This is a genomic window from Povalibacter sp. (assembly GCF_036520495.1).
Lineage (GTDB): Bacteria > Pseudomonadota > Gammaproteobacteria > Steroidobacterales > Steroidobacteraceae > Steroidobacter.
On sequence record NZ_DATDJO010000055.1, the window covers coordinates 125,554 to 147,433 of the forward strand.

Genomic DNA, 21,880 nt, shown 5'->3' on the forward strand with positions numbered 1-21,880 from the left:
TACTGTCGTGAAACGCAGCAGCATAGCGGCCGGACGCTGCAGCCGTATTACAGGTCCGTCCGTTTCAACCAATCGATCTGGCGCCGGAAATAATCCGGCTCGTAGCCAATGATCGTGCGCGAGCCATCCTTGCCCGTTTCGAAGCGCAGGATGCCGTGATCCGCATCGGGATACACCAGGTAGTCGATGGGCTTGCCGCGCTTCTGCAGCTTTTCCAGCTGCTCGATGGTCCACTCGGTCGGCATGCTCGAATCGGCGCCGCCCAGGATCCAGTAGCTCGGTGAGTTGAGCGCCGCGAGCGTGGGCACAGGATCGTACAGGCGATCGATGAACGGTGGATTGTCGCGGCCGTGCTTCCACCACAGGTAGGTCCGGGCCATCCACAACGGCATCCTGCTATCCGCGACCATCCCCAGCAAGGAGTCGCTGCCCTTGACCGCTGCGAACCACGGTTCGTCGCGCGACTCATCCAGCATCGCTGCGAGTTCATTCCAGCGATTCGCGCCTAGATCGAAGATATCGGAGATGACGTCGTTGATCTGATCTGCCTGGGCAACGGCCTCGTCACCGAACCCTTTCTCATGCAGCGCGTAGACATAGCCCCAGCGATCCTCGCCGGTGACGGGCACCATCGGACCGTAGCCGATCAGCACGCTCTTGATATTCGCATCGCGTGCGGCTGCCAGCGGCGCGATCCAGCCGCCCTGACTGAAGCCCGCGAGGTGCACGCGGTTCGCGTCGATTCCCGGCTGATCGCGCAGCCAGTTCACGGCCGCAAGCACATCGCCGGCAAGCACGCGAAAATTCTGGCTGTATTTGCCGGTCGATTTGCCGGTGCCGCGCTTGTCATACACCAGCGTGGCGAAGCCATTGGCGGCATAGATGTACGGCTCGGCGTAGTGTTCGACGGCGCTGTAACTCTCCGAGCCGTGCACGACGACAACCGACGGACAGGGGCACGGTGTCGCGGGCATCACCAATTTACCGTGCAAGGTCAGCTCGCCGCTTTGAAACGTCGCCATTTGCTCAGGCAACTTCACGATCGACGCGCGACGCGGCTCGAGACCGGTCTGCTCCCACACGAGCGCGACGGGCTTGCCGCTCGCGTCCATCTCGAACGTGAACGTGTTGTACGCGGGGCCGCGCTCCGCCCAGCCCTTCCCGCCCTCGAAACGGTTTGCGCCCGTCGGCCACAGTGCGCCGCTCTCGCCCGCCATGGTCCGGAATCGCAGCGCCCGACCTTCGCGAGGCGCGACGAACACGAACAAGCCATCGTGGAGCACGTAGGCGCCGCTGTAGCGCGTGTCGGCAGGCTCCGGTCGTGATTTGAGATAGGCGATGAGGCCACCGACCAGCAGCACCGCAACCAGCACCCAGAGAATCTTTCTTTTCATGCGTCACGCACCCTGCATGTCCTCAGCGTCGTGGCTAAACGCAAGGTCGCAGAATCCGATCAGGAGCCCTTCTTCGCCTCGACCAGCAACCACTCCACCGTCGCTGGGAAGGTCGCGCCAATCGGGGAATAACGGAAGGAAGCGACCCAGGCCGTCAGCGCCTGCTGCACGCACTCGGGCGCCGCCGCCGGACGAATGGCGTCAGTCTGTCCGCTGGCGAGGACGATGAAATCGACGACGACACTGCCCTGGGGCTGACACGAATCGGGCAGCTCGAGGGCGCGCGATTCGAGCAGACGCAAGGGCGATGGCGGCACTTCAGGCTGCAGGCGCTGGGAGGTCTGGCACGCGGACAACGCCCCCAGACTCAACAGGGAAACGAGCCGCAGGAGGTGGCTACGGATCAGACGTGGACGAGAAGCCATGCGGGACCCTCCGAATCAGATCCCGCGATACTACGCCGCGTCACGCCGGGAATTGAAGCTCGGATCTGCGGACCGCGTCGACCCAATGACAAGGGATCGAATCGTGCCGTCGATTGTCCGGCCAAAGCCCAACGGCACTGACTTGAGCGGATGAAGATCCTGCACAGGGCCCGGAATACGGAATTTCACACGGAGTTCATGACCAACGGAAATCCCGCGGGACGAGGGCACGGAGAGAGAACTTCTTTTTTCCGTTCTGAACCGCCGTGTTCTCCGTGTGAAATTCTGCTCTCCCGCATCAGGCCCGCAGTCGCTGTGGATAGTCATCACCGGGACGCGGCATGCTGGGCACTCCAGCGGGCGCGTGCAGCGCAGGCTGTCCCACCGACGGTCCGAAACCGGCGGCATCGAGCAGATCCTTCTCCGCGAGCCACTTCCGGTTGAACAGTCGCGACTGATACTTCGCCCCGTTGTCGCAGAGGATGGTGACGATGGTGTGACCTGGCCCGAGCCGCTTTGCGATCTGCACTGCCGCGGCAACGTTCACGCCGCTGGTGCTGCCGAGGAACAGACCTTCCTCGCGCAACAGCCGATACACCATGCGCACGCATTCGACATCGGTGACATGCAGGGCGTCGTCGATGGGCGAACCTTCGAGATTTGCGGTCACGCGACCAATGCCGATGCCTTCCGTGATGGAGCCGGGGCCGGTGGCCTTCAGTTCACCGTGCCGCAGCCAGTGATACAGCGAGCTGCCCTGGGGATCGGCCAGCGCCACGTGCACCTTGCGGCCGCGATCGTTGAGCTGACGCTTCAGGAAGCGCGAGATTCCACCCAGCGTGCCGCCCGTGCCAGTCGCCGCCACGAACGCGTCGAGGCGTCCTGCGGTCTGCTGCCAGATCTCGGGACCCGTCGTCTGTTCGTGCGCATTGCGGTTGGCCGTGTTGTCGAACTGGTTGGTCCAGATCGCATCCGGCATTTCCGCCGCCAGCTGCGCAGCGACCTTCTGATAGTGATTGGGATCGGAGTACGGGACCGTCTTCACGCGCAGCACTTCAGCGCCGAGCGTTTCGATCATCTGGTACTTCTCGCTCGCCTGGTTGTCCGGCATCACGATGATGCAACGATAACCGCGCGTATTGCAGACATGGGCAAGGCCGATGCCGGTATTACCTGCCGTGCCTTCGACGATCGTGCCACCCGGCTGGAGCCGGCCACTGTGCTCGGCTTCGTCGATGATGGCGCGTGCCGCGCGATCCTTGACGGAACCGCCGGGGTTCATGAACTCGGCCTTGCCGAGAATTTCGCAGCCCGTCTCATCGCTGAGCTTGTTGAGACGAATCAATGGTGTGTTGCCGATGGCGTCGGCGAATCCGTTCCGGATGCTCATGCCGAAAGCCTCCCCTCGTTGGAAAAAGCGAACGCGCTGATTTCGTCAGCGCGCGGCGCCGTCGTATTGAACCAGTGCAGCGTGTCATGCAGGCGAGTGACCTCGCCGACGATCAATAGCGCAGGCGATGTCACCTGTGCCTGCGTCACCTTCTGCGCAAGATCCGCCAGGGTTCCGGTGATGACGCGTTGGGTGCTTTGTGTGCCGTGTTCGATGACGGCCGCAGCCCGCTCGGCCGGAACGCCGCGCTCACGCAGGCGGGTGACGATATCGTCGAGATGTCCCAGACCCATGTAGAACACGACGGTCTGGCCCGGTCGAGCCAGCAGATCCCAATCGACCTGGTCTGTCTCGCCCTTGCAATGGCCGGTGACGAGCGTCAGTGACTGGGCGTAGTCGCGATGCGTGAGCGGAATGCCGGCATACGCCGCGCATCCGGCGGCCGCGGTGATTCCGGGCACCACTTCGAAGCGGATGCCGGCGGCCGCCAGCGCTTCCAGTTCCTCGCCGCCGCGACCGAAGATGAAGGGGTCGCCGCCCTTGAGCCGGCAGACACGCTTGCCCTGCAAAGCCAGCTTCACCAGCAATGCATTGATGTTTTCCTGGGTGACGTGCGTTGCGCCAGGCGCTTTGCCCACGTAGACGCGCTCGGCGTCCCGACGTGCCAGATCGACGATCTGCGGCGACACCAGCCGGTCGTGCAGCACGACGTCGGCGTTCTGCAAAGCCCGCAGCGCACGCAGTGTCAGCAAGCCCGGATCGCCGGGTCCGGCGCCCACCAGCGCGACTTCGCCGGCAGGACGATCCGTCGCATTCACTGCTTGCAGCGATGCGTCGATCTGCGCCTCGACGGACGTCGGCCCGCTGCGCCCGGCCAGCACGTCGGCGGCAATCGGACCATCGAAGAAGTTCTCCCAGAAACGACGTCGCGCGGCAGGCACTTCGATACGCGCCTTCACCAGCGAACGGAACCTGCCGGCGAGTCCGGCCAGTACACCCAGGCGCTGCGGCAGGAAAGCTTCCAGTTTTTCACGCAGGCGACGCGTCAGCACCGGCGCATCGCCGCTGCTGGCGATCGCCACGATGACGGGCGAACGATCGACGATGGCGGGCACGATGAAGCGCGACAGTTCGCGGTCATCAACGACGTTGACGGGAATGTTGAGCTGCTCGGCGTGGCGTGCGACCCAGGCATTGACGGGCTGTCTGTCCGTCGCGGCGATCGCCAGACACATGCCGGTCAGCTGGGCCGGTGCGAATTCACCCTGCAGATAGCGGATCGTTCCCTGGTTTGCGAGTGTGATCAGCGACTCGATCAGTTCAGGTGCGACGACGGTGACCTGCGCACCCGCGCGCAGCAGCAGGTCGATCTTGCGCGCAGCCACTTCCCCACCGCCCACGACCAGCACGGGCTGATCGGTCAATTTGAGGAAGATTGGAAAGTAGTCCATGGACTTGCGCGCCGGCCGGCGCGTTATTGCGCAGCCGCGCGGCGCGATTCCACCTTGATCGGAATGACACGACGACGCGGCTGCAGGCCGCATTCGCGCGATTCGGGGCTTTCCCACCACCAGCGACCCGAGCGCGCATCGGTGCCAGGCTCGACAGCGCGGGTGCACGGTGCGCAACCGATGCTGGGGAAGCCTTTGTCGTGCAGCGGGTTGTACGGAAGGTTGCGTGCCTTGATGTACGCCCAGACGTCTTCTTCCTTCCAGTCGAGCATCGGGCTGACCTTCCAGAGATCGTAACGGTCGTCCCACGCAATCGAATCATTGCTGGCACGCTCGGGGGACTGCTCGCGGCGCACGCCCGTCACCCAGGCTTTGCGGCCCGCGATGGCACGTTTGAACGGCTCGATCTTGCGGATATGGCAGCAGGACTGGCGTTCGTCCAGTCCGAGATAGAAACCATTGATGCCATTCTCGCGCACGTACTGCTCGATCTGTGCGGAGTCCGGCGAGAACACGGGGATCCGGCGCTGATAGCGGCGCTCGATGCGATCGAGCAGGGCCAGCGTCTCTTCGTGCAGGCGACCGGTGTCGAGCGTGAAAATCTCGATCTCGGGCACGTGGGTCGCGATCAGATCGGTCAGGACCATCGCTTCGGCACCCAGACTGTTCGAGTACACGACATCCTTGTACTCGCGCACCGCACGGTCCAGCAATTCACACGTACCTGCGACCAGGGCCTGCAGCCTTGGGGACAGATCGGCGTTGCCGGCTGCATCGCCGACAAGCTGGGGAGAGGAGCTGGCAGTGGTCATGAACCTTCTTCTTCGGGCCGAATCCGATCGCTGGCGAAACCGGGTTGTTCCGGTATCAGGTGTGAGGGACTGTATCTAACCGGCTTATAACCGGGGAAAGACCCTTTTGTTCTGTCATGATGCGGCCGCGTTATGACTTTCCCGAGGTTCATCGGGTAGATTCAAGTCCATGAAATTACAGCAATTGCGCTATCTCGCTGCGATAGCCGAAAACGACCTGAACATCACGGCGGCGGCGGAACGGCTACACACGTCGCAACCCGGCGTTTCCAAACAGCTCAAGCAGCTCGAGGACGAACTGGGATTTCCGATTTTTCTGCGCCAGGGACGCAACCTGACGCGCGTCACGCCGGCCGGAAAGCGGGTCATCGAGCGGGCGCAGCGCATCCTCAAAGAGGTCCAGAGCATCAAGCGCCTGGCGGACGAGCAGAAAGGCGATGACCGCGGTTCACTGTCGCTCGGCACCACTCATACGCAGGCGCGATACGTGCTGCCGCCGGTCATCCGCAAGTTCCGCGAGCGTTACCCCGACGTGGAGCTGCACCTGCATCAGGGCACTTCCGAACAGATCGCCGACATGGCCGCGCGCGACCGTATCGACTTCGCCATCAATACCGGCTCGCGCGAGCTGTTCGACAACATGGTGCTGCTCCCCTGCTACAGCTGGCACCGCCGCATCGTCGTGCCGTACGGGCACCCGCTGGCCAACGAGTCGAAGATCACGATCGAGACACTGGGCAAATATCCCATCGTCACTTACGTCTTCGGTTTCAGCGGCCCATCATCGCTGCAACAGATTTTTGCCCGTGCCGGAATCACACCGCAGGTGGCGCTGACCGCGCGCGACGCCGACGTGATCAAGACCTATGTGCGGCTGGGCTTCGGCGTGGGTATCGTTGCCAGCATGGCAGTCGATGCCCGTGAGGATTCCGACCTCGTCTCCATCGACGCCTCGCACCTGTTTCCCTCGCACTCCACCTGGATAGGCTTCCACCAGGGCGCACTGCTGCGCGGCTACATGTACGACTTTCTGCAACTGTTCGCGCCGCACCTGACGAAGCGTCTCGTCGATCGCTCCGGCAATGCCGCGACGCAGACGGACGTCGAGGCGTTGTTCGCCGATGTGGAGTTGCCCGTGTACAGATAACGATCAGGCAACAGAAAAAACGAAGCAGGAACGCACAGGTACACAAAGGAGCACAAACGATCACGAAGAGATCGATGAGCCCAGTATTTTTGTGTTCCTTTGTGCTCCTTTGTGTACCGGCCTTCTCATTCGCTCCCTCTCATGCCCGACCAAGTTGCTGACCGTCCCAAGTCCCGCTCGCTGAAACCGCTGCGTTCGTTGTGGCCGTACCTGCGTCATTACAAAGGCACGCTGGCGCTGGCGCTGGTGGCGCTGCTGATCGCATCGGGTGCGATGCTGATCATCCCGATCGCGTTTCGCGGCGTGATCGACCAGGGTATGGCGGTGCAGGACACGGCCACCATCGATCTGTACTTCGGTGCGTTCCTTGCTGCCGCCGTCGCGTTCGGCCTGTTCGCCGCATTGCGGTTCTATCTCGTGACCTGGCTCGGCGAACGTGTCGTGGCGGACTTGCGCGCGGACATCTACGAACGCGTCATCCGCATGGATCCGACCTTTTTCGAAGTCACGCGGACCGGCGAAGTGCTGTCGCGCCTGACGACGGACACGACGCTGGTGCAGTCGATCGCCGGCGTGAACCTGTCGATCACGCTGCGCTCGAGCATTCAGCTCATCGGCGCGCTCATCATGCTCATCGCCACCAGCCCGTCGCTGGCGGGCATGATCCTGGTGCTGATTCCGCTGGTGATCGTGCCCCTGATCGTGGTGGGCAGAAAGCTGCGCAGGCTGTCGCGCGAGGCCCAGGACAAGATCGCCGACACCAGCGGCCTGGCAGGCGAAACACTCAACGCGATCCAGACGGTGCAGGCCTTCACACTGGAACGGCTGAACACCGAACGTTATGGCAAGGTCGTCGAAGAATCGTTCGTCGTTGCGGTGAAACGCACCAAGGCGCGGGCCTTGATGACGGCTCTAGGCACGATGATGATTTTCGGCGCCGTCACGTTCGTTCTGTGGCAGGGAGCGCATCGCGTTCTCGCCAACACGATGACAGGCGGCGAACTCAGCCAGTTCCTCATCTATGCCGTCTACGTCGGAATCGCCGCGGCTTCCTTGAGCGAAATGTGGGGCGAGATCCAGCGCGCAGCCGGTGCGATGGAACGCCTGGTTGAACTGCGTAACGCGAAGCCGGCCATCGTCGCACCGGACGATCCGCAGTCCTTTCCGATGCCGGCGCAAGGCCACATCCAATTCGACCAGGTATCGTTCCGCTATCCCTCGCGCCCCGACACGCAGGCACTGCACGGCTTCGCGCTCGATATCCGCCCGGGCGAAACCGTCGCCTTCGTGGGTCCGTCGGGCGCCGGCAAGAGCACCACGTTTCAATTGCTGCTGCGCTTCTACGATCCTGTATCCGGTCGCATCGTGATCGATGGAGTCGACATCACACGCGCACGTCCCGAAGACGTGCGCCAGCGCATCGGCCTCGTGCCGCAGGAAACGGTGCTGTTCGGCGCGAGCGCCCGCGAGAACATTCGCTACGGTCGCCCCACGGCATCGGATGCCGAGATCGAGGCCGCCGCGCGCGCAGCCGGCGCGGATACTTTCATTCGCCAGATGCCCGAAGGCTACGACACGTTCCTGGGTGAACGCGGTACACGCCTGTCCGGCGGCCAGCGCCAGCGCATCGCCATCGCGCGTGCATTGCTGAAAGATCCGCCGATCCTGTTGCTGGATGAAGCCACCAGTTCGCTGGACGCTGAAAGCGAACGCTTCGTGCAACAGGCGCTGGAGAAACTGATGGAGGGCCGCACCACCATCATCATCGCGCACCGCCTCGCCACCATCCTCAAGGCCGACCGCATCGTCGTCCTCGATCACGGTCGCATAGCAGCGATCGGCACTCACTCCGAACTGCTGGCGAGCAACGAGCTGTACGCACGGCTCGCAGCGCTGCAGTTCACCGACCTGGCTGTGTCACCGACCGAAGCAAAGACAGCATAAGACCGCTACACACACGAGCACGAATGAGCCGGGCCGAAGTCAGGCGCTGTTGAGTCGCCAGATCGCGAAGTTCAGCGCGGTCGCAAAGCTGACCCACGCAGCGTAAGGGACGAACAGCCAACTCGCCATCGGGCTGCGATGCCGGGCGGTCACGATGAATGCAACGATCAGCGCCAGCAGGAGCAGGATATCGACCAGCGCCAGATCCGGGCGATGCAGACCGAAGAACAGAAACGACCACAGCCCGTTCAACACCAGCTGCGCGAACCAGATCTGCAGTGACAGCACGATCCGTCCGGCGGACCGCCATACCAGCCATCCCGCCACTGCGATTGCGATGTAGAGCACGGTCCAGACAGGGCCGAACAGCGCACCCGGAGGATTCCATGATGGCTTGGCGAGCTGTTCGAACCAGAAGCCCGGCTGGAACTGCGCGCCAAAGAACGCTATTGCGGCCACCACCAGGATGAAGACGACCAGCGATGGCAGTTGATTGCGCCTGAGAACGAGAGTTGCCATACGGCCAAAGGCTTCTGACTGACGATGTCAGGTAAGCGTGTGACCGAGCGCAAGGTTCCGGCCAACGGGATGAACCCATACGGGTAAACACTAACGCTGCGGCGAACGTCCCGCGTGATCGAGAATCCACTGCGTGATCAATTGCACGAAGGCCCTGCGCGCCGCGGGCACTTCGTTGTGAACTTCATGGCGCAGGCCCGGATAAATCTGCAGACGCTTGTCGCTCGAACCCAGGAGTTCGTGCAGCGCGTTCGAGCCGGCAACCGGGGCAATCCGATCCTCTGCTCCATGCACGTTGAGCCAAGGCAGCGAAATTCCCGGCGCGACCTTGCGCGCTGCCTCGCAGGCGGCTGCAAACTCCACGATCAGTCGCACACTGGCCGTCGATGGGATGCGCGAATCAGTCGCGTAGGCGTGCTGCACCGACTCGTCGCTCGAAATTTTCCTGCTGTCGAGGCCGAGCGGGATCCGCATGCGCGGCGCCAGTCGCGACAGCACGCGAAAGAACGGATTCAGTGGATTGGTGCCGCGCCGGAATATCTCCAGCGAGTTGCTGGTGGTGATCACCCCATGTATTGCGGGGTGCAGCGTTGCTGCCGACAGCACCGCCACGATCGAGCCCATGCTGTGACCCCAGATGAACACCGACAGCTGCGGATAGGCCGCATGAACCGCGCTCAGCAGTTCATTCAGATCATCGACGAAGCGGGAAAAGCGATCGACATGTGTTCGGGTGCCTGGCGTTGCGCCGTGTCCCCGTTGATCGTAGGCGAACGTCGAGATGCCTCTCGCCGCCCACTCCGCGGCGATGGCGCGATAGCGGTCGGCATACTCCGCAAGACCATGAACGATGATGAGTGCCGCTGCTGGCACAGCGGCCGGAACCTGGAAGCCATCGAGCGATGTGTCGAGCAACCGCGGCATGCGCACTTCCTCATGTGGGCTCGGCGCATCATCGCAGATCGGCGGGAAAGGCGGGTCAGCTGAAACCGACGCCCACAAACCGCACAGGAATTCATCTGCGGTCCTTCCGAGGGATCACCGGTAACTCCGTCTGCAGCACGATCACCGCGCGCGCCTGTCGGCCGTGCGACCGGTGAGAACAGGGCGAGTGTCTTGGCGAGACCTTCCGTTGGTTCATCGCAGCGTCGAAGACAGTCGCCGCAACATTGGGTCCGTGCCGGCGTCGTGCACCGATTCGCTGTCGCATACCGCGGCGACCTGGTGCCATTCTGACTGGGAGTGCCCACCTGCGTTGCCTTTCCCGGCACGTGCTGGGTCCGCCAAGCCCCTCCCCCTATTCTTCCGGTCGCGAAGAGCGCGCTGACGCAATGGCCTCTTTGAAGAATGCCTTACGGCACCCGGTCGAAATCAGCATCAGCCACCGGGAGCCAGTGCGGATGACTAATTTCAGACAGCTCGACGCTGCAAGCTCAGGCCAGAATCGGACGCGCCTTGGTAGGCCACTGAGAAGTCATCGAACGAATGGATGGCTTCTTCGAGGTTTGCGGTCTCGGGCAGCTCGAATGCATCGAAGCCGCAACGCGCCATGTAGAACAACTGATCACGCTGGATCTTGCCGACGGCCCGCAGCTCGCCAGTGAACTTGTGCCGTTTGCGCAGCAACTGTGCCTGGCTGTAACCGCGACCTTCGGCGAGCCCGCCGAATTCGATGGCGACCAGCGACACGCGCAGGAAATCCGCTTCGAGCGCAGCGACCTGATCGGTCGGACCAAGTCGCACGCCGAGGCGGCCATCCCACAGCCACCAGCGATCGCGTTCTTCCTTCCAACGGGCGAACGGCAGGATCAATGCACGCTGACTGCCGACGGGATCTTCATCCGCGTAGCGCCAGTCATCGACGACGATTTCACGCTGCTTGATGAGACGGCGCATACACACGGGCCTTGAAAGGTTTGATGCCGATGCGGCGGAAGGTATCGATGAAACGCTCGCCTTCTTCGCGTTCGGCTATGTAGACATTGAGAATGCGGTCGATGGTTTCAGCCACCTCCGCGTGAGGGACGGACGGTCCGATCACCTGGCCGAGCGCAGCATCCTGGCCGCTGGCCGAGCCGCCGAGCGTGATCTGGTACCACTCCTCGCCGCCCTTGTCGACGCCGAGAATGCCGATGTGGCCGACGTGGTGATGACCGCATGCATTCATGCAGCCCGACATCTTCAGTTCGATGTCGCCGAGATCGTAGAGATAGTCGAAGTTGTCGAAGCGCTCGTTGATCTGCCTGGCGATGGGGATCGACGTCGCATTCGCCAGCGAGCAGAAGTCCAGGCCGGGGCAGCAGATCATGTCAGTCAGAGTGCCGATGTTCGGCGTTGCCAGATCGATCGCATTCAACGACTGCCACAGCTCGAACAGATCGCGCTGGCGCACGTCGGCGAAGATCAGGTTCTGGTCGTGCGTCGAACGCACCAGTCCAAGCGAGTAACGATCGGCGAGATCGGCCACGCGATCCATTTCGCTGTCGGTGATGTCGCCCGGCGGGCGCTGCGGCGACTTGAGCGACAGGAACACGGCGCGATAACCCTGCACCTTGTGGCGCTTCGTATTGCGCTGATACCAGTTACGGAATTCGGTCGGCCTGCCCGACAGCACGTCGTGGTCGTGCAGCGTTTCGTAGGCCGGCGGTGTGAAGAAAGCAGCGATGCGCGCGAAGCCCACAGCATCGTGAGTCGGCGCGTGGTCGCGCGATGCCTGCCATTCCGCTTCGACCATCTCGCGGAATTTCTGCGGACCCACCGCCTTCACCAGCACCTTGATGCGCGCCTTGTGGATGTTGTCGCGCCGACCTTCGAGGTTGTACACGCGCAGGATGGCTTCGAGGTAGCTGAGCAGATCCTGCTTCGGCAGGAATTCACGGATGACGTGGCCGATCATCGGCATGCGGCCGAGACCGCCACCGACCAGCACTTCGAAACCGACTTCACCGGCGGCATTGCGCACGAGGTGCAGTCCGATGTCGTGAACCTTGGACGCAGCGCGATCCTGCGGCGAGCCGGTCACCGCGATCTTGAACTTGCGCGGCAGGTACGAAAATTCCGGATGTAGCGTCGCCCACTGACGGATGTATTCGCACCACGGACGGGGATCTTCGGACTCATCGGGCGCGATGCCGGCCAGATGATCGGCCGTCACGTTGCGGATGCAGTTGCCGCTGGTCTGGATCGCATGCATCTCGACGCTCGCCAGCAGGGCGAGGATGTCCGGCACCTGTTCCAGCTTCGGCCAGTTGTACTGCAGGTTCTGGCGCGTGGTGAAGTGACCGTAGCCCTTGTCGAACTCGCGGGCGATGCGCGCGAACATGCGCACCTGACGCGACGACAACAGGCCATAAGGAACGGAAACGCGCAGCATCGGCGCATGCTTCTGGATATAGAGCCCGTTGCGCAGGCGCAGGGAACGGAAATCCTCCTCGCTCAACTCACCGGCCAGGTAGCGCCGCGTCTGATCGCGATACTGCTCAACCCGCTGGTTTACAAGTTGTTGATCGATCTGGTCGTACTGATACATGGCGCGGACTGTAGCCCTCCGCCCCGCGGGCGTAGAAATATGGTTTGGATATGTGCTGATACCGGGATATCACCGGTTTGGAACCTGGCCGGCGTCAACGTCGCGGCCGGGTGGTCGTTTATGCAATTTCCGGCCTGGCTTTAAGCCTTCCCCCTACGCCGCCTGACGAGACCTTCCTGGGCGGTCGAGGCCACCAACATCCCGTCCCTGCTGAAAATACTACCTCGCGCAAAACCCCTCGAACCGTTGGCGTTGGGGCTGTCGAGGACGTACAGCAGCCACTCGTCCGCGCGGGCGGGACGATGGAACCACATCGCGTGGTCGATACTGGCCACCTGCAGGTTGTCGTGACCGACGGTCAACCGCTCATCGAGGATCGCGGTGCCCAGCAGATAGTAGTCGGAGGCATACGCCAGCAGCGCCTGGTGCAGGACGCCATCGCAGGGCAGGCGATCAACCGTCCGGAACCAGATCCGCATCATCGGGTCCTTCGGCACCCCCTCGAGCGGATCGGGCAGATAGGCCGGCCGGAATTCGATCGGCAGGTCGCGGGCGACGAACGGCCGGGGACTGTCCGGTGCCTTCCTGGCCATCTCCTCGATGGCGGTCGCGAGATCCGGCAGCGAGTCCGGGTCAGGCACCTCCGGCATCCCGACCTGTCGATCCATTCCTCCCCGCTCGTGTGCCTGGAAGGAGGCCGACATGTGGAAGATCTGCTGGCCGTGCTGAATGGCCACGACGCGGCGGCTCGTGAAACTGGTGCCGTCACGACTGCGGTCGACGTCATAGATGATGGGATGATCCGGATCGCCTGCACGCAGGAAGTACGCATGCAGCGAATGCACTGTTCGGTCCTCGACGGTCGCGCAGGCAGCCGCCAGCGCCTGCCCCAGCACCTGTCCACCGAATACGCGGTGATGGCCCGGATCGCGACTTTCGCCGCGGAACAGGTTCAACTCCAGCCGCTCCAGCTGCAGCACCTGCAACAGATCGGCCAGCAACGGATTCATTCAGTCCGGCACTCCCAGCCGCTTGTGCATGATCGGGCTGGTGGTCGTGTACTGCAGCGGCACTTTCTTGGCCGGGTTCAGGTGCGAGGCCACGGCGAAAGCCGCCAGCGCCGCCTCATGAAAGCCCGACAGAATGAGCTTCTTCTTGCCGGGATATGTATTGATGTCGCCCACCGCGAACACGCCGGGAATGTTGGTCTGGAATTTTTCGGTGTCGACGTTGATGGCGCGCTTGTCGATGCCGAGTCCCCATTCCGCGATCGGGCCCAGCTTGGGGTGCAGGCCGAAAAACACCAGCACGTGATCCGCTTCCAGCTCTTCGAGCTGACCGTCGGTGCGCTTCACTCTCACACCGCGAAACTCACCGTTCTCCGTAATGGCGGACTGCGCGATCGCCTCGACATACTGGATGCTGCGATGCTGGACCAGATCGCGCATGCGTGCGACCGACGCCGGTGCGGCACGAAACTCCGAACGACGGTGGACGAGCGTGACACTGCGCGCCTTGCCCGCGAACTCGAGCGTCCAGTCGAGCGCCGAATCGCCGCCACCGAAAATCACCAGCCGCTTGTCGGTGAACTCGGCGGCGCTCTTCACCTTGTAATGAATGCGACTGCCTTCGAACGCTTCCGCGCCTTCCACGCTCAGTCGCCGCGGCTGAAACGAACCCAGCCCACCCGCGATGATGACGGTGCGCGTGTGGAAGCGGGTATCGAGCGACGTACGCAGCAGGAAGGTGTGATCCTCGAGCACCGTCAGCTCGGTGACTTCCTGGCCGAGATGAAACTGCGCGTTGAACGGCTTCGCCTGCTGCAGCAACCGGTCGACCAGTTCCTGAGCGCCGCACACCGGCAGCGCGGGGATGTCGTAAATCGGCTTCTCCGGATACAGCTCGCTGCACTGGCCGCCGGGATGCTTGAGCGAATCCACGATATGCGCGTGAATGCCCAGCAGGCCAAGTTCGAAAATCTGGAACAGTCCGCAGGGACCGGCGCCGACGATGACGGCGTCAGCCTGGATGGCGCCGTCGATGGCGGCCGAAGGGGCGCTTTCGTTCACGAACATCTCCATCACGCGCGAGCTTTGCGACGCAAGACGATTCTACTGCGCCCTCGAGGGGAATTGGGACTTGCAGACGATGGCGATTGCCGGCTCGATATCCGGATTTTCCTGGCCTTCCTGTGGATCGGGCCTTCCTGTGGATCGGGCTTTCCCGCGGGATTGCCTGTCGGTCATGGTCGAGCTCTGCATTTCAGATGTCCGGCTGTGACCGGAGGGAATCCCACGGGGAAGCCGGCCCCACAAAGCGAATGACTCCGACAGACTCAAGTGACTGCCATCCGCAGACTTACGCCCCACCAGCCATGCTATCCGCGCATCGCGAATTCATGGCAATTCTGCACACAGTGCCGTGACGCGAATACCCGCGAACGCTGCGGCCCCGATTCGTAACATCATTGCGGCACAATCACGCCACCAGTCATTTGCGGCCGGATACGCGCGACGCCCGACGACCGGCGTTGTTAGCGTCGCGCCACCGTGGAACAATCCACGCGCGCCGACATCGACAACACCAGCCCGCAGGTACCGCTATGCGAGTCAACGTAAATGGCAGAGAACACGACCTCGGCAACGTCGATGGATCGACGCCGCTGCTCTGGGTTCTGCGCGATCAACTGAATCTGGTCGGAACCAAGTTTGGCTGTGGCGTCGCACAGTGCGGCGCATGCACCGTGCATCTGAACGGCACACCGACTCGTTCGTGCGTGCTGCCTGTCTCGGCGGTCGCGGGCCAGAAGGTCACCACCATCGAAGGCCTTGCTGACGGCAGCAAACTGAATGCAGTGCAGAAGGCGTGGATCGACCACGACGTCGCCCAGTGCGGCTACTGCCAGGCCGGACAGATCATGTCGGCCACCGCGCTGCTACAGCGCACGCCCAAACCCACCGACGCCGATATCGACGCTGCGATGAGCGGCAACCTGTGCCGCTGCGGCACGTATCAGCGCATTCGCAAAGCCATTCACGCCGCCGCCGGCACGACCCACGAGTGAGGTGCCCCATGAGCGCAGTGGAACAATCCGCACTGTCTGCCGATGCGTATGTGCGCGATCTCATGCGCAGCATCGAAGCGCAGCCGGTCGCATCGATCACCGTCAATCGCCGCTCGTTCCTGAAGCTCGCCGGCATGGCGGGCGGCGGCCTTGCCCTCGCCTTCTATATCGGCGACAAGGCGACGGCGCTCGCGAACGGCGACGGCACGAAGGGCTTCGTGCCTAACGCATTTCTGCGCATTGCACCGGACGGCACGATCGTCATCGTATCGAAGAGCCCGGAAATCGGTCAGGGCATCAAGACCGCCTTTCCCATGATCATCGCCGAAGAACTCGACGCGGACTGGTCGAAGGTGCGCGTCGAGCAGGCCGCGATCAATCCCGCGGTGTTCGGTCGCCAGAGCGCGGGCGGTTCGCGATCGATTCCGACGGGTTGGGATCAGCTGCGTCGCGCCGGCGCCGCAGGCCGGGCGATGCTCGTCGCGGCGGCAGCCAAAGAATGGAACGTGCCCGAGGCCGAGATCACCACAGCCAACAGCGTGGTCACTCACAAGCCCAGCGGCAAGTCGCTCACGTATGGCGAACTCACGACGAAGGCGGCCGAACTGCCGGTGCCCGATGAGAAAACACTGAAGCTCAAGGATCGCAAAGACTACAAGCTGCTCGGCAAGCGCATCACCGGCGTCGACAACCTGCAGATCGTCACGGGTCAGCCGCTGTTCGGTATCGACCAGGTCGTGCCGAACATGCAGTTCGCGGTCTTCGAGAAATGCCCCGCCGTCGGCGGCAAGGTTCGCTCGGCCAATCTCGACGAGATCAGAAAACTGCCGGGCGTGACCAACGCATTCGTGGTCGAAGGCACGGGCAAGCCGACGGAAGTGATGCCCGGCGTTGCCATTCTCGCCAACTCCACCTGGGCAGCAATCAGCGCACGTCGTCAGCTCAAGGTCGAGTGGGACGAATCCAATGCGTCGAAGGACAGCTGGACCGGTGCGTCCGCAGAAGCAAAGAAGCTTTCGGCACAGGCTGGCGCGGAGACGTTGAAAACGATTGGCGACTTCGACAAGGCCATTGCCGACAGCAACAGCGTCGAAGCCTTCTACTCGTATCCGTTCCTTTCGCATGCGCCGCTGGAGCCGCAGAACACCACGGCATGGTTCCGCGACGGTGCGGTGGAAATCTGGTCGCCGAGTCAGACACCCGACGGCGCACTACGGCTGGTGGCCGGCGTCCTCGGCATTGCGCCAGAGAAAGTCACGCTGCACCAGACGCGCGTCGGCGGCGGCTTCGGTCGTCGACTGATGAACGACTACATGTGCGAAGCCGCACAGATCTCGAAACAGGCCGGCGTGCCGGTGAAGCTGCAGTGGACGCGCGAAGACGACATGCAGCACGACTTCTTTCGCGTCGGCGGTTTCCATTCATTCAAGGGCGGCGTCGACAAATCGGGCAAGCTCGTGGCGTGGCAGGATCATTTCATTACGTTCTCTGCCGATGGCGAGCGGCCAGTCAGCGGCGGCGACATCGGGGCAGAGGAATTTCCCGCGCTGCTGGTTCCCAACTTCCGACTGACCCAGACCAAGCTGCCCCTGCAGATTCCGTGCGGTCCATGGCGCGCGCCACGTTCGTGCGGCATTGCGTTCCCGATTCAAAGCTTCCTGCATGAACTATCCACCGCCGCGAAACGCGATCATCTGGAATTCCTCATCGAGCTGATGGGAGAGCCGCGCTGGCTGCCGCCAGGCAATGAGTACTCACTGAACACGGGACGCGCCATCGCCGTACTGAAGCTCGCCGCCGAGAAAGCAGGCTGGGGGAAAGCACAGCCGCAAGGCCGCGGCCTCGGCCTCGCCTTCCACTTCAGCCATGCAGGCCACTTCGCCGAAGTCGCGGATGTGAGCGTCGATGCAAAGAAGAAAATCACCGTCCACCGCGTCGTGGTCGCGGGCGACATCGGACCGGTCATCAATATGAGCGGCGCCGAGAACCAGTGCGAAGGCTCGGTGATCGACGGACTCAGCACGGCGATGGGACTGGAGATCGGCATCGAGAACGGCCGCATCCAGCAGACCAACTTCGACCGCTATCCGATTCTGCGCATGCCTTCGGCGCCGAAGGTCGATGTGCACTTCATTCAGAGTGACTTCTCACCGACGGGCGTAGGCGAACCCGCCTTGCCGCCCCTCGCCCCCGCCGTCTGCAACGCGATCTTCGCGGCGACAGGACACCGAGTCCGCTCACTGCCGTTATCGCGCGAGGGATTCACGATCTGACGGACATCTCACGCGCAAAGATCAGAAGAGAGATCTCCACGGGGGACACGGGGAACACAGGGTTCAGAATGGAGAGGACTTCCCGTGATCCCCGTGTCCCCCGTAACTTTCTCCGGTTCCTGCTCACAGCTCTATGTGGTCGATCCGGCCACGTCGCCGGGCGCCGAAATCTGCCGGCGCTTTGTCACCTTTTCGCCCGACCCCTTGCCGCTTTCGCGCGTTGAATGCTTGAGACAGCAAGCGTGAGGTGCGGGCATGAAACGAATTCGAAGCATGGGAATCGGCATTGGCGCAGTGCTGCTGAGCGCATGCATCAGCTATCCGGGCACAAAAATCCTGGTGACTCCGATCGGAGCGGCCGGCATTCACTCATTCGCACCGCCCGAACGCAGTCCGGACGTGACACGCGACGCCACTCAGCGCCTGGCCCGCATGACGAAAGACGATTAGGCAGATCAGCGATAGCCCGGCAACACCAATGAGCCGAAGGTAAGGTAGATCGCGCTGCGTCCGTCGAAGGTACGTCCGTAGCCGAACTGCAGTGGCCCGATCGGCAGATCCACGCCCAGGAACACGCTGGCAGCACCGATCAGGTCGTCGACTGCAACATCATCGTATTCGTCCCACACATTGCCGCCCTCGAGACTGCCCGCGAGATACAGCGGCATATCGAACAGCAGACCTTGCTGGGTCAGTCGTCGATAGTAGATAGATCGCAACAGCAGCATCTGGTCGCCCAGCAACTGGCGATCGTGCAGACCGGAAAGGTAGGTCAGACCACCGAGTGTGGACGAGGACTGCTGTGCGCCGACCGAGTCTTTGGCAATCGACGCCCGGCCACCGAGCATGAGTGTATTGCGGCCGCTCGTGAACGCCTTGTCGATGCTCACGCGCAGCAGATTGCCGTCCTCATCCGAGCCCATGTGCTTGCCATAGGAGGTGTAGCTCACCTCGGCTCGCATGCCGTGCCGCGGGAAACGGACATTGTCCAGACTGTCCCAGAGCAGCGTCGCGTTGACGCCGCCGACGTCGACCACGAGTGAGGGCGGAAAGAAGTCGGGTAAGCCCACTTCGAGTTCAGCGTGATCCTGGCCGCGCAGCGCAGCGACAGACATACGGAAACGATCGCTGAAATCACGGCCGATGCGGAATTCGCCGTACCAGGTTTCGACCCGGTATTGCGCGATGGTCCGATCCAGATAGGGCGCCTGCTCGCCCACCAACGGCTGATTCAGCGCGTAGTAGCTGACCAGCGGTGTGACAAACCAGTTGCCCCGTCGAGCAAACGGCAGATAAAAGTCGGTTTCGAGCGCCGTGATGCGCCCCATTCCCACGAAGCTGCGCCATTCCGCTCCTTTCTCGGTCAGCCCGGTAACGCGACTTTCGATGTTCAGCTGATAGTCGTCGTTGCCTTGAAAGTCGTCGTGAATCTGCAAACCCGTCCTGAAGATCGTGCGGCCCAGCGACGTATCGACAGGGATGACATCGAGTCCGGTCTCACCGTGCTCGTTGGTGGCCAGGTGATAGGTAATGGCATCGTAAGTGCCGCGTCCAAACGCACCTTTGATGTCTTTCTCCAGCACCTCGATATCCAGGGTCTGACCGGGTTCCACCGAAATGCGATCGCGGACGAACTCCGCCGTCGCACTGCGCGATGAATCGACGTTTACGAACGATATCTCGGGGGGCGCGCTGCGGGGGAGATGCTGTTTCGTTCGCCACGCCTGGTACTGCGTTTCGGAAACGGAAAAGCTCCGCAGCTTGTCGACCACCGCGAGCGCTGCCAGCTCACCCGGCCCGACAGCGTCTATGGCACGCGGAAAGCTCGCCGACGAAACATCCTTGATCTCCGGTCGCAGAAAAATATCGCGCTCGGTCAGCGTGGCGAGACGCTCCTCGGTGCGATCGCGCATCATGCCGCCGATCATCTGCAGCATCACCTGGAATCCTGAATTGACCGAATCTGCGGGCGCGAGGGGCTGCCCGACATCGACGACGATCAGACGATCGACACCCATCTGCCGCGCCACGTCGATGGGCAAGTTGTCGACGATCCCGCCGTCCACGAGCACCTTCCCGTCGTGTCTGACGGGCGCGAACGCGCCAGGTACTGCCATGCTCGCCCGCACGGCAAGCGCGAGATCGCCCGAACTGAACACAACGGGCTTCACGACTCCGATATCCGTCGCAACACAGCGAAACGGAATCGGCAGGTCGTCGAAGGTCTCGACATTGCTGCGGCCAAGAAACATTCGCCGCAGCAACAAGCCCAGCTTCTGCCCACGCACCAGCGTCGTCGGGATCGCCAATTGGCCATTCACGATGCCGATTTCGAGGCTGGCCACTGAACCGAGATCGGTCTCCTTCTGACGCATCGGTTGATCGGCGCGGGCAGTGTCGTCGTGAAAGATGTCGATCCAGTCGATGGAGCCGATCATCTGTTCGATCTCGTCCGGAGAGTAACCGGCCGAGTACAGACCGCCGATGATGGCTCCGACGCTGGTGCCGGCAATGGCGTGCACGGGGATGCGCTCCCGCTCCAGAACTTTCAGTACGCCGATATGCGCCGCGCCGCGCGCTCCGCCGCCGCCCAGCACCAGCCCGATTCGCTCCTCCCTCGCCTGTGCGGCAGCGCAAGCGACGAGCGCAATGACGCACAGCCCGCGACGCATCGCGCGCCATCCCTCAAGTGATCTCATGATGATTGCTCCGGCATCGGAAGCGCTGCCCGGTCACAGCGATGGACAGCAGTCGCCCCGGCCATGGAAATTCGTGCCGCCATGCTGCGGCTGCGACAGCAGGACCGTCAATCCGCCGCGGCCCTTGAATAATCGCGCATCAATGCCACTTTCAATGAGACTCCCGATGCCGTTTCTCCTGATGATCAGTTCATCTTCAGGCCAGGCGGAGACTAGGGCAGTGACGGCAACGAAGACCGCCAGCAATTGGCAGGTCGTGCTACAAGAGGCCATGTCAAACACACCTGAATCAACGGCCATGCATGCGGCGCTGCGATTCATCGTCGTCAGTGACGTTCCATCCGAGCACAAGCGCGTCCTCATCGACGTACTGACACGGGCGCTGCGTGAAGCGGACGCTGCCGAGGTTCGGCTCAGGAACGCTGATCAGGCGCCACAGCCATGGCAGCCGGAGGACGAGACGCGCCTGGAGTCCATGCTCGAACGTAAAGTCGCTCGCGGCTGGCAGCACGCGGATGAAATCCTGATGGGAATTGCAGCGCAGCTGCATCGCAATCCGCACGACATTCGCGCGAAGGCGACACAGCTCGGTCTCGGCCATGCAGTGGACTACGCAATCGCAAGAACGCAGGCCGCTGCGAGCAAGGAATAAGCGGCATATCGCCCAGTAACCGACAGCGCGGAAACAAGCGCAAAGTAGCCGCGCTCAATAAAGGCAAGCAGAGCTGCTCTGGAAGCAGTACACTGCCTCCGGTCTGAACCTTTCCCTTTTCTTTTTTTTGACCGGCCGCGTTCTGCGACATCCGGTCCAACTCAAGTAAACCGAATCGTTTCCGCACCAGGCGAACAGCGTGTGTTCGCTGCTGCCTTTCATACGCGTTACACGTCGCGATCACATCGCGTTTCGCGTTTACCAGTGAGTGAGATTTAATGAGTAAGCTTTACGTTGGCAACCTGCCTTTTTCCGCTACCGAAGATGCAGTTCGCGAGCTGTTCGCACAGCACGGCACCGTCGATTCCGTGGCCCTGATCATGGATCGTGACACCGGCCAGCCCCGCGGCTTCGGCTTCGTGGAAATGCCGAACTCCGATGCGGCGCGCGCGATGCAGAACCTCAATGGCCATGACATGGGCGGTCGCCCGCTCAAGGTCAACGAGGCACAGGACAAGCCTCGCGGCGGTGGCGGCGGCGGTTTCTCGCGTCGTTAAGATTTGGAATGCCTGCACGTGCAT

General features: G+C 62.5%; 20 protein-coding genes. 7 read left to right on the plus strand and 13 right to left on the minus strand.

Going from position 1 to position 21,880, the window contains the following annotated elements; translation table 11 throughout:
* Positions 1-47 precede the first annotated feature (47 nt).
* From VIZ63_RS19085 to VIZ63_RS19105, 5 genes are all read right to left on the minus strand, one after another.
* The gene (locus VIZ63_RS19085; protein ID WP_331611317.1) at positions 48-1,394 is read right to left on the minus strand and encodes an alpha/beta hydrolase family protein; all 1,347 of its coding nucleotides are present in this window, start codon (positions 1,392-1,394) and stop codon (positions 48-50) included.
* Positions 1,395-1,453: 59 nt separating this feature from the next.
* Positions 1,454-1,819 (minus strand): hypothetical protein, encoded by a 366-nt coding sequence (locus VIZ63_RS19090; protein WP_331611318.1) that lies wholly within the window; start codon positions 1,817-1,819, stop codon positions 1,454-1,456.
* 298 nt (positions 1,820-2,117) lie between these two features.
* Positions 2,118-3,209 carry a cysteine synthase A gene (locus VIZ63_RS19095; RefSeq protein WP_331611319.1) on the minus strand — a complete coding sequence of 364 codons (1,092 nt, stop codon included), beginning with the start codon at positions 3,207-3,209 and terminating at the stop codon, positions 2,118-2,120.
* Positions 3,206-4,660, minus strand: coding sequence for a siroheme synthase CysG (gene cysG / locus VIZ63_RS19100; RefSeq protein WP_331611320.1), 1,455 nt, complete (start codon positions 4,658-4,660; stop codon positions 3,206-3,208). Before cysG ends, VIZ63_RS19095 begins: the two co-directional genes overlap by 4 nt.
* 23 nt (positions 4,661-4,683) lie before the next feature.
* Positions 4,684-5,472: a phosphoadenylyl-sulfate reductase gene (locus VIZ63_RS19105; protein ID WP_331611321.1), complete on the minus strand. Its 789-nt coding sequence runs from the start codon at positions 5,470-5,472 to the stop codon at positions 4,684-4,686.
* 169 nt (positions 5,473-5,641) lie between these two features.
* Between VIZ63_RS19105 and cysB the strand changes: the two genes are divergently transcribed.
* Both cysB and VIZ63_RS19115 read left to right on the plus strand, forming a co-directional pair.
* Positions 5,642-6,619 carry an HTH-type transcriptional regulator CysB gene (gene cysB / locus VIZ63_RS19110; protein WP_331611322.1) on the plus strand — a complete coding sequence of 326 codons (978 nt, stop codon included), beginning with the start codon at positions 5,642-5,644 and terminating at the stop codon, positions 6,617-6,619.
* 141 nt (positions 6,620-6,760) lie between these two features.
* Positions 6,761-8,563, plus strand: a complete 1,803-nt coding sequence (locus VIZ63_RS19115; RefSeq protein ID WP_331611323.1) for an ABC transporter transmembrane domain-containing protein — start codon at positions 6,761-6,763, stop codon at positions 8,561-8,563.
* Between the two features lie 39 nt (positions 8,564-8,602).
* Here the strand turns inward: VIZ63_RS19115 and VIZ63_RS19120 are convergent, their stop codons facing one another.
* From VIZ63_RS19120 to VIZ63_RS19145, 6 genes are all read right to left on the minus strand, one after another.
* Positions 8,603-9,082, minus strand: a complete 480-nt coding sequence (locus VIZ63_RS19120) for a TspO/MBR family protein (RefSeq protein WP_331611324.1) — start codon at positions 9,080-9,082, stop codon at positions 8,603-8,605.
* A 90-nt stretch (positions 9,083-9,172) separates the two neighbouring features.
* Entirely contained in the window at positions 9,173-10,006 is an 834-nt protein-coding gene (locus VIZ63_RS19125; protein ID WP_331611325.1) for a lysophospholipase, read from the minus strand.
* A gap of 486 nt (positions 10,007-10,492) precedes the next feature.
* Positions 10,493-10,978 (minus strand): DUF934 domain-containing protein, encoded by a 486-nt coding sequence (locus VIZ63_RS19130; protein WP_331611326.1) that lies wholly within the window; start codon positions 10,976-10,978, stop codon positions 10,493-10,495.
* The gene (locus VIZ63_RS19135) at positions 10,953-12,611 is read right to left on the minus strand and encodes a nitrite/sulfite reductase (protein ID WP_331611327.1); all 1,659 of its coding nucleotides are present in this window, start codon (positions 12,609-12,611) and stop codon (positions 10,953-10,955) included. The genes VIZ63_RS19130 and VIZ63_RS19135 overlap by 26 nt, the downstream gene beginning before the upstream one ends.
* A gap of 140 nt (positions 12,612-12,751) precedes the next feature.
* A complete protein-coding gene (locus tag VIZ63_RS19140; protein WP_331611328.1) occupies positions 12,752-13,621 on the minus strand; it encodes an acyl-CoA thioesterase II in 870 nt (289 codons plus the stop codon).
* Positions 13,622-14,686 (minus strand): NAD(P)/FAD-dependent oxidoreductase, encoded by a 1,065-nt coding sequence (locus VIZ63_RS19145; protein ID WP_414703817.1) that lies wholly within the window; start codon positions 14,684-14,686, stop codon positions 13,622-13,624.
* 527 nt (positions 14,687-15,213) lie between these two features.
* Here VIZ63_RS19145 and VIZ63_RS19150 point away from each other — a divergent pair.
* The 3 genes from VIZ63_RS19150 (at position 15,214) to VIZ63_RS19160 (ending at position 18,398) form a co-directional block, all read left to right on the plus strand.
* Positions 15,214-15,675, plus strand: coding sequence for a (2Fe-2S)-binding protein (locus VIZ63_RS19150; RefSeq protein ID WP_331611330.1), 462 nt, complete (start codon positions 15,214-15,216; stop codon positions 15,673-15,675).
* Positions 15,676-15,683: 8 nt separating this feature from the next.
* A complete protein-coding gene (locus VIZ63_RS19155; protein ID WP_331611331.1) occupies positions 15,684-17,948 on the plus strand; it encodes a xanthine dehydrogenase family protein molybdopterin-binding subunit in 2,265 nt (754 codons plus the stop codon).
* A gap of 255 nt (positions 17,949-18,203) precedes the next feature.
* Positions 18,204-18,398, plus strand: a complete 195-nt coding sequence (locus VIZ63_RS19160; protein WP_331611332.1) for a hypothetical protein — start codon at positions 18,204-18,206, stop codon at positions 18,396-18,398.
* 5 nt (positions 18,399-18,403) lie between these two features.
* Here VIZ63_RS19160 and VIZ63_RS19165 read toward each other — a convergent pair whose 3' ends face one another.
* Both VIZ63_RS19165 and VIZ63_RS19170 read right to left on the minus strand, forming a co-directional pair.
* Positions 18,404-20,647: a patatin-like phospholipase family protein gene (locus VIZ63_RS19165; RefSeq protein WP_331611333.1), complete on the minus strand. Its 2,244-nt coding sequence runs from the start codon at positions 20,645-20,647 to the stop codon at positions 18,404-18,406.
* 33 nt (positions 20,648-20,680) lie between these two features.
* Complete coding sequence (locus tag VIZ63_RS19170) at positions 20,681-20,947, minus strand: hypothetical protein (RefSeq protein WP_331611334.1); 267 nt, start codon at positions 20,945-20,947, stop codon at positions 20,681-20,683.
* On the opposite strand from VIZ63_RS19170, the gene VIZ63_RS19175 reads away from it, so the two are divergent.
* Together VIZ63_RS19175 and VIZ63_RS19180 are read left to right on the plus strand one after the other, a co-directional pair.
* A complete protein-coding gene (locus VIZ63_RS19175; RefSeq protein ID WP_331611335.1) occupies positions 20,946-21,299 on the plus strand; it encodes a hypothetical protein in 354 nt (117 codons plus the stop codon). The two genes, VIZ63_RS19170 and VIZ63_RS19175, sit on opposite strands and share 2 nt — an antisense overlap.
* A gap of 278 nt (positions 21,300-21,577) precedes the next feature.
* Positions 21,578-21,856 (plus strand): RNA-binding protein, encoded by a 279-nt coding sequence (locus VIZ63_RS19180; RefSeq protein WP_331611336.1) that lies wholly within the window; start codon positions 21,578-21,580, stop codon positions 21,854-21,856.
* The last annotated feature ends 24 nt before the right edge of the window (positions 21,857-21,880 follow it).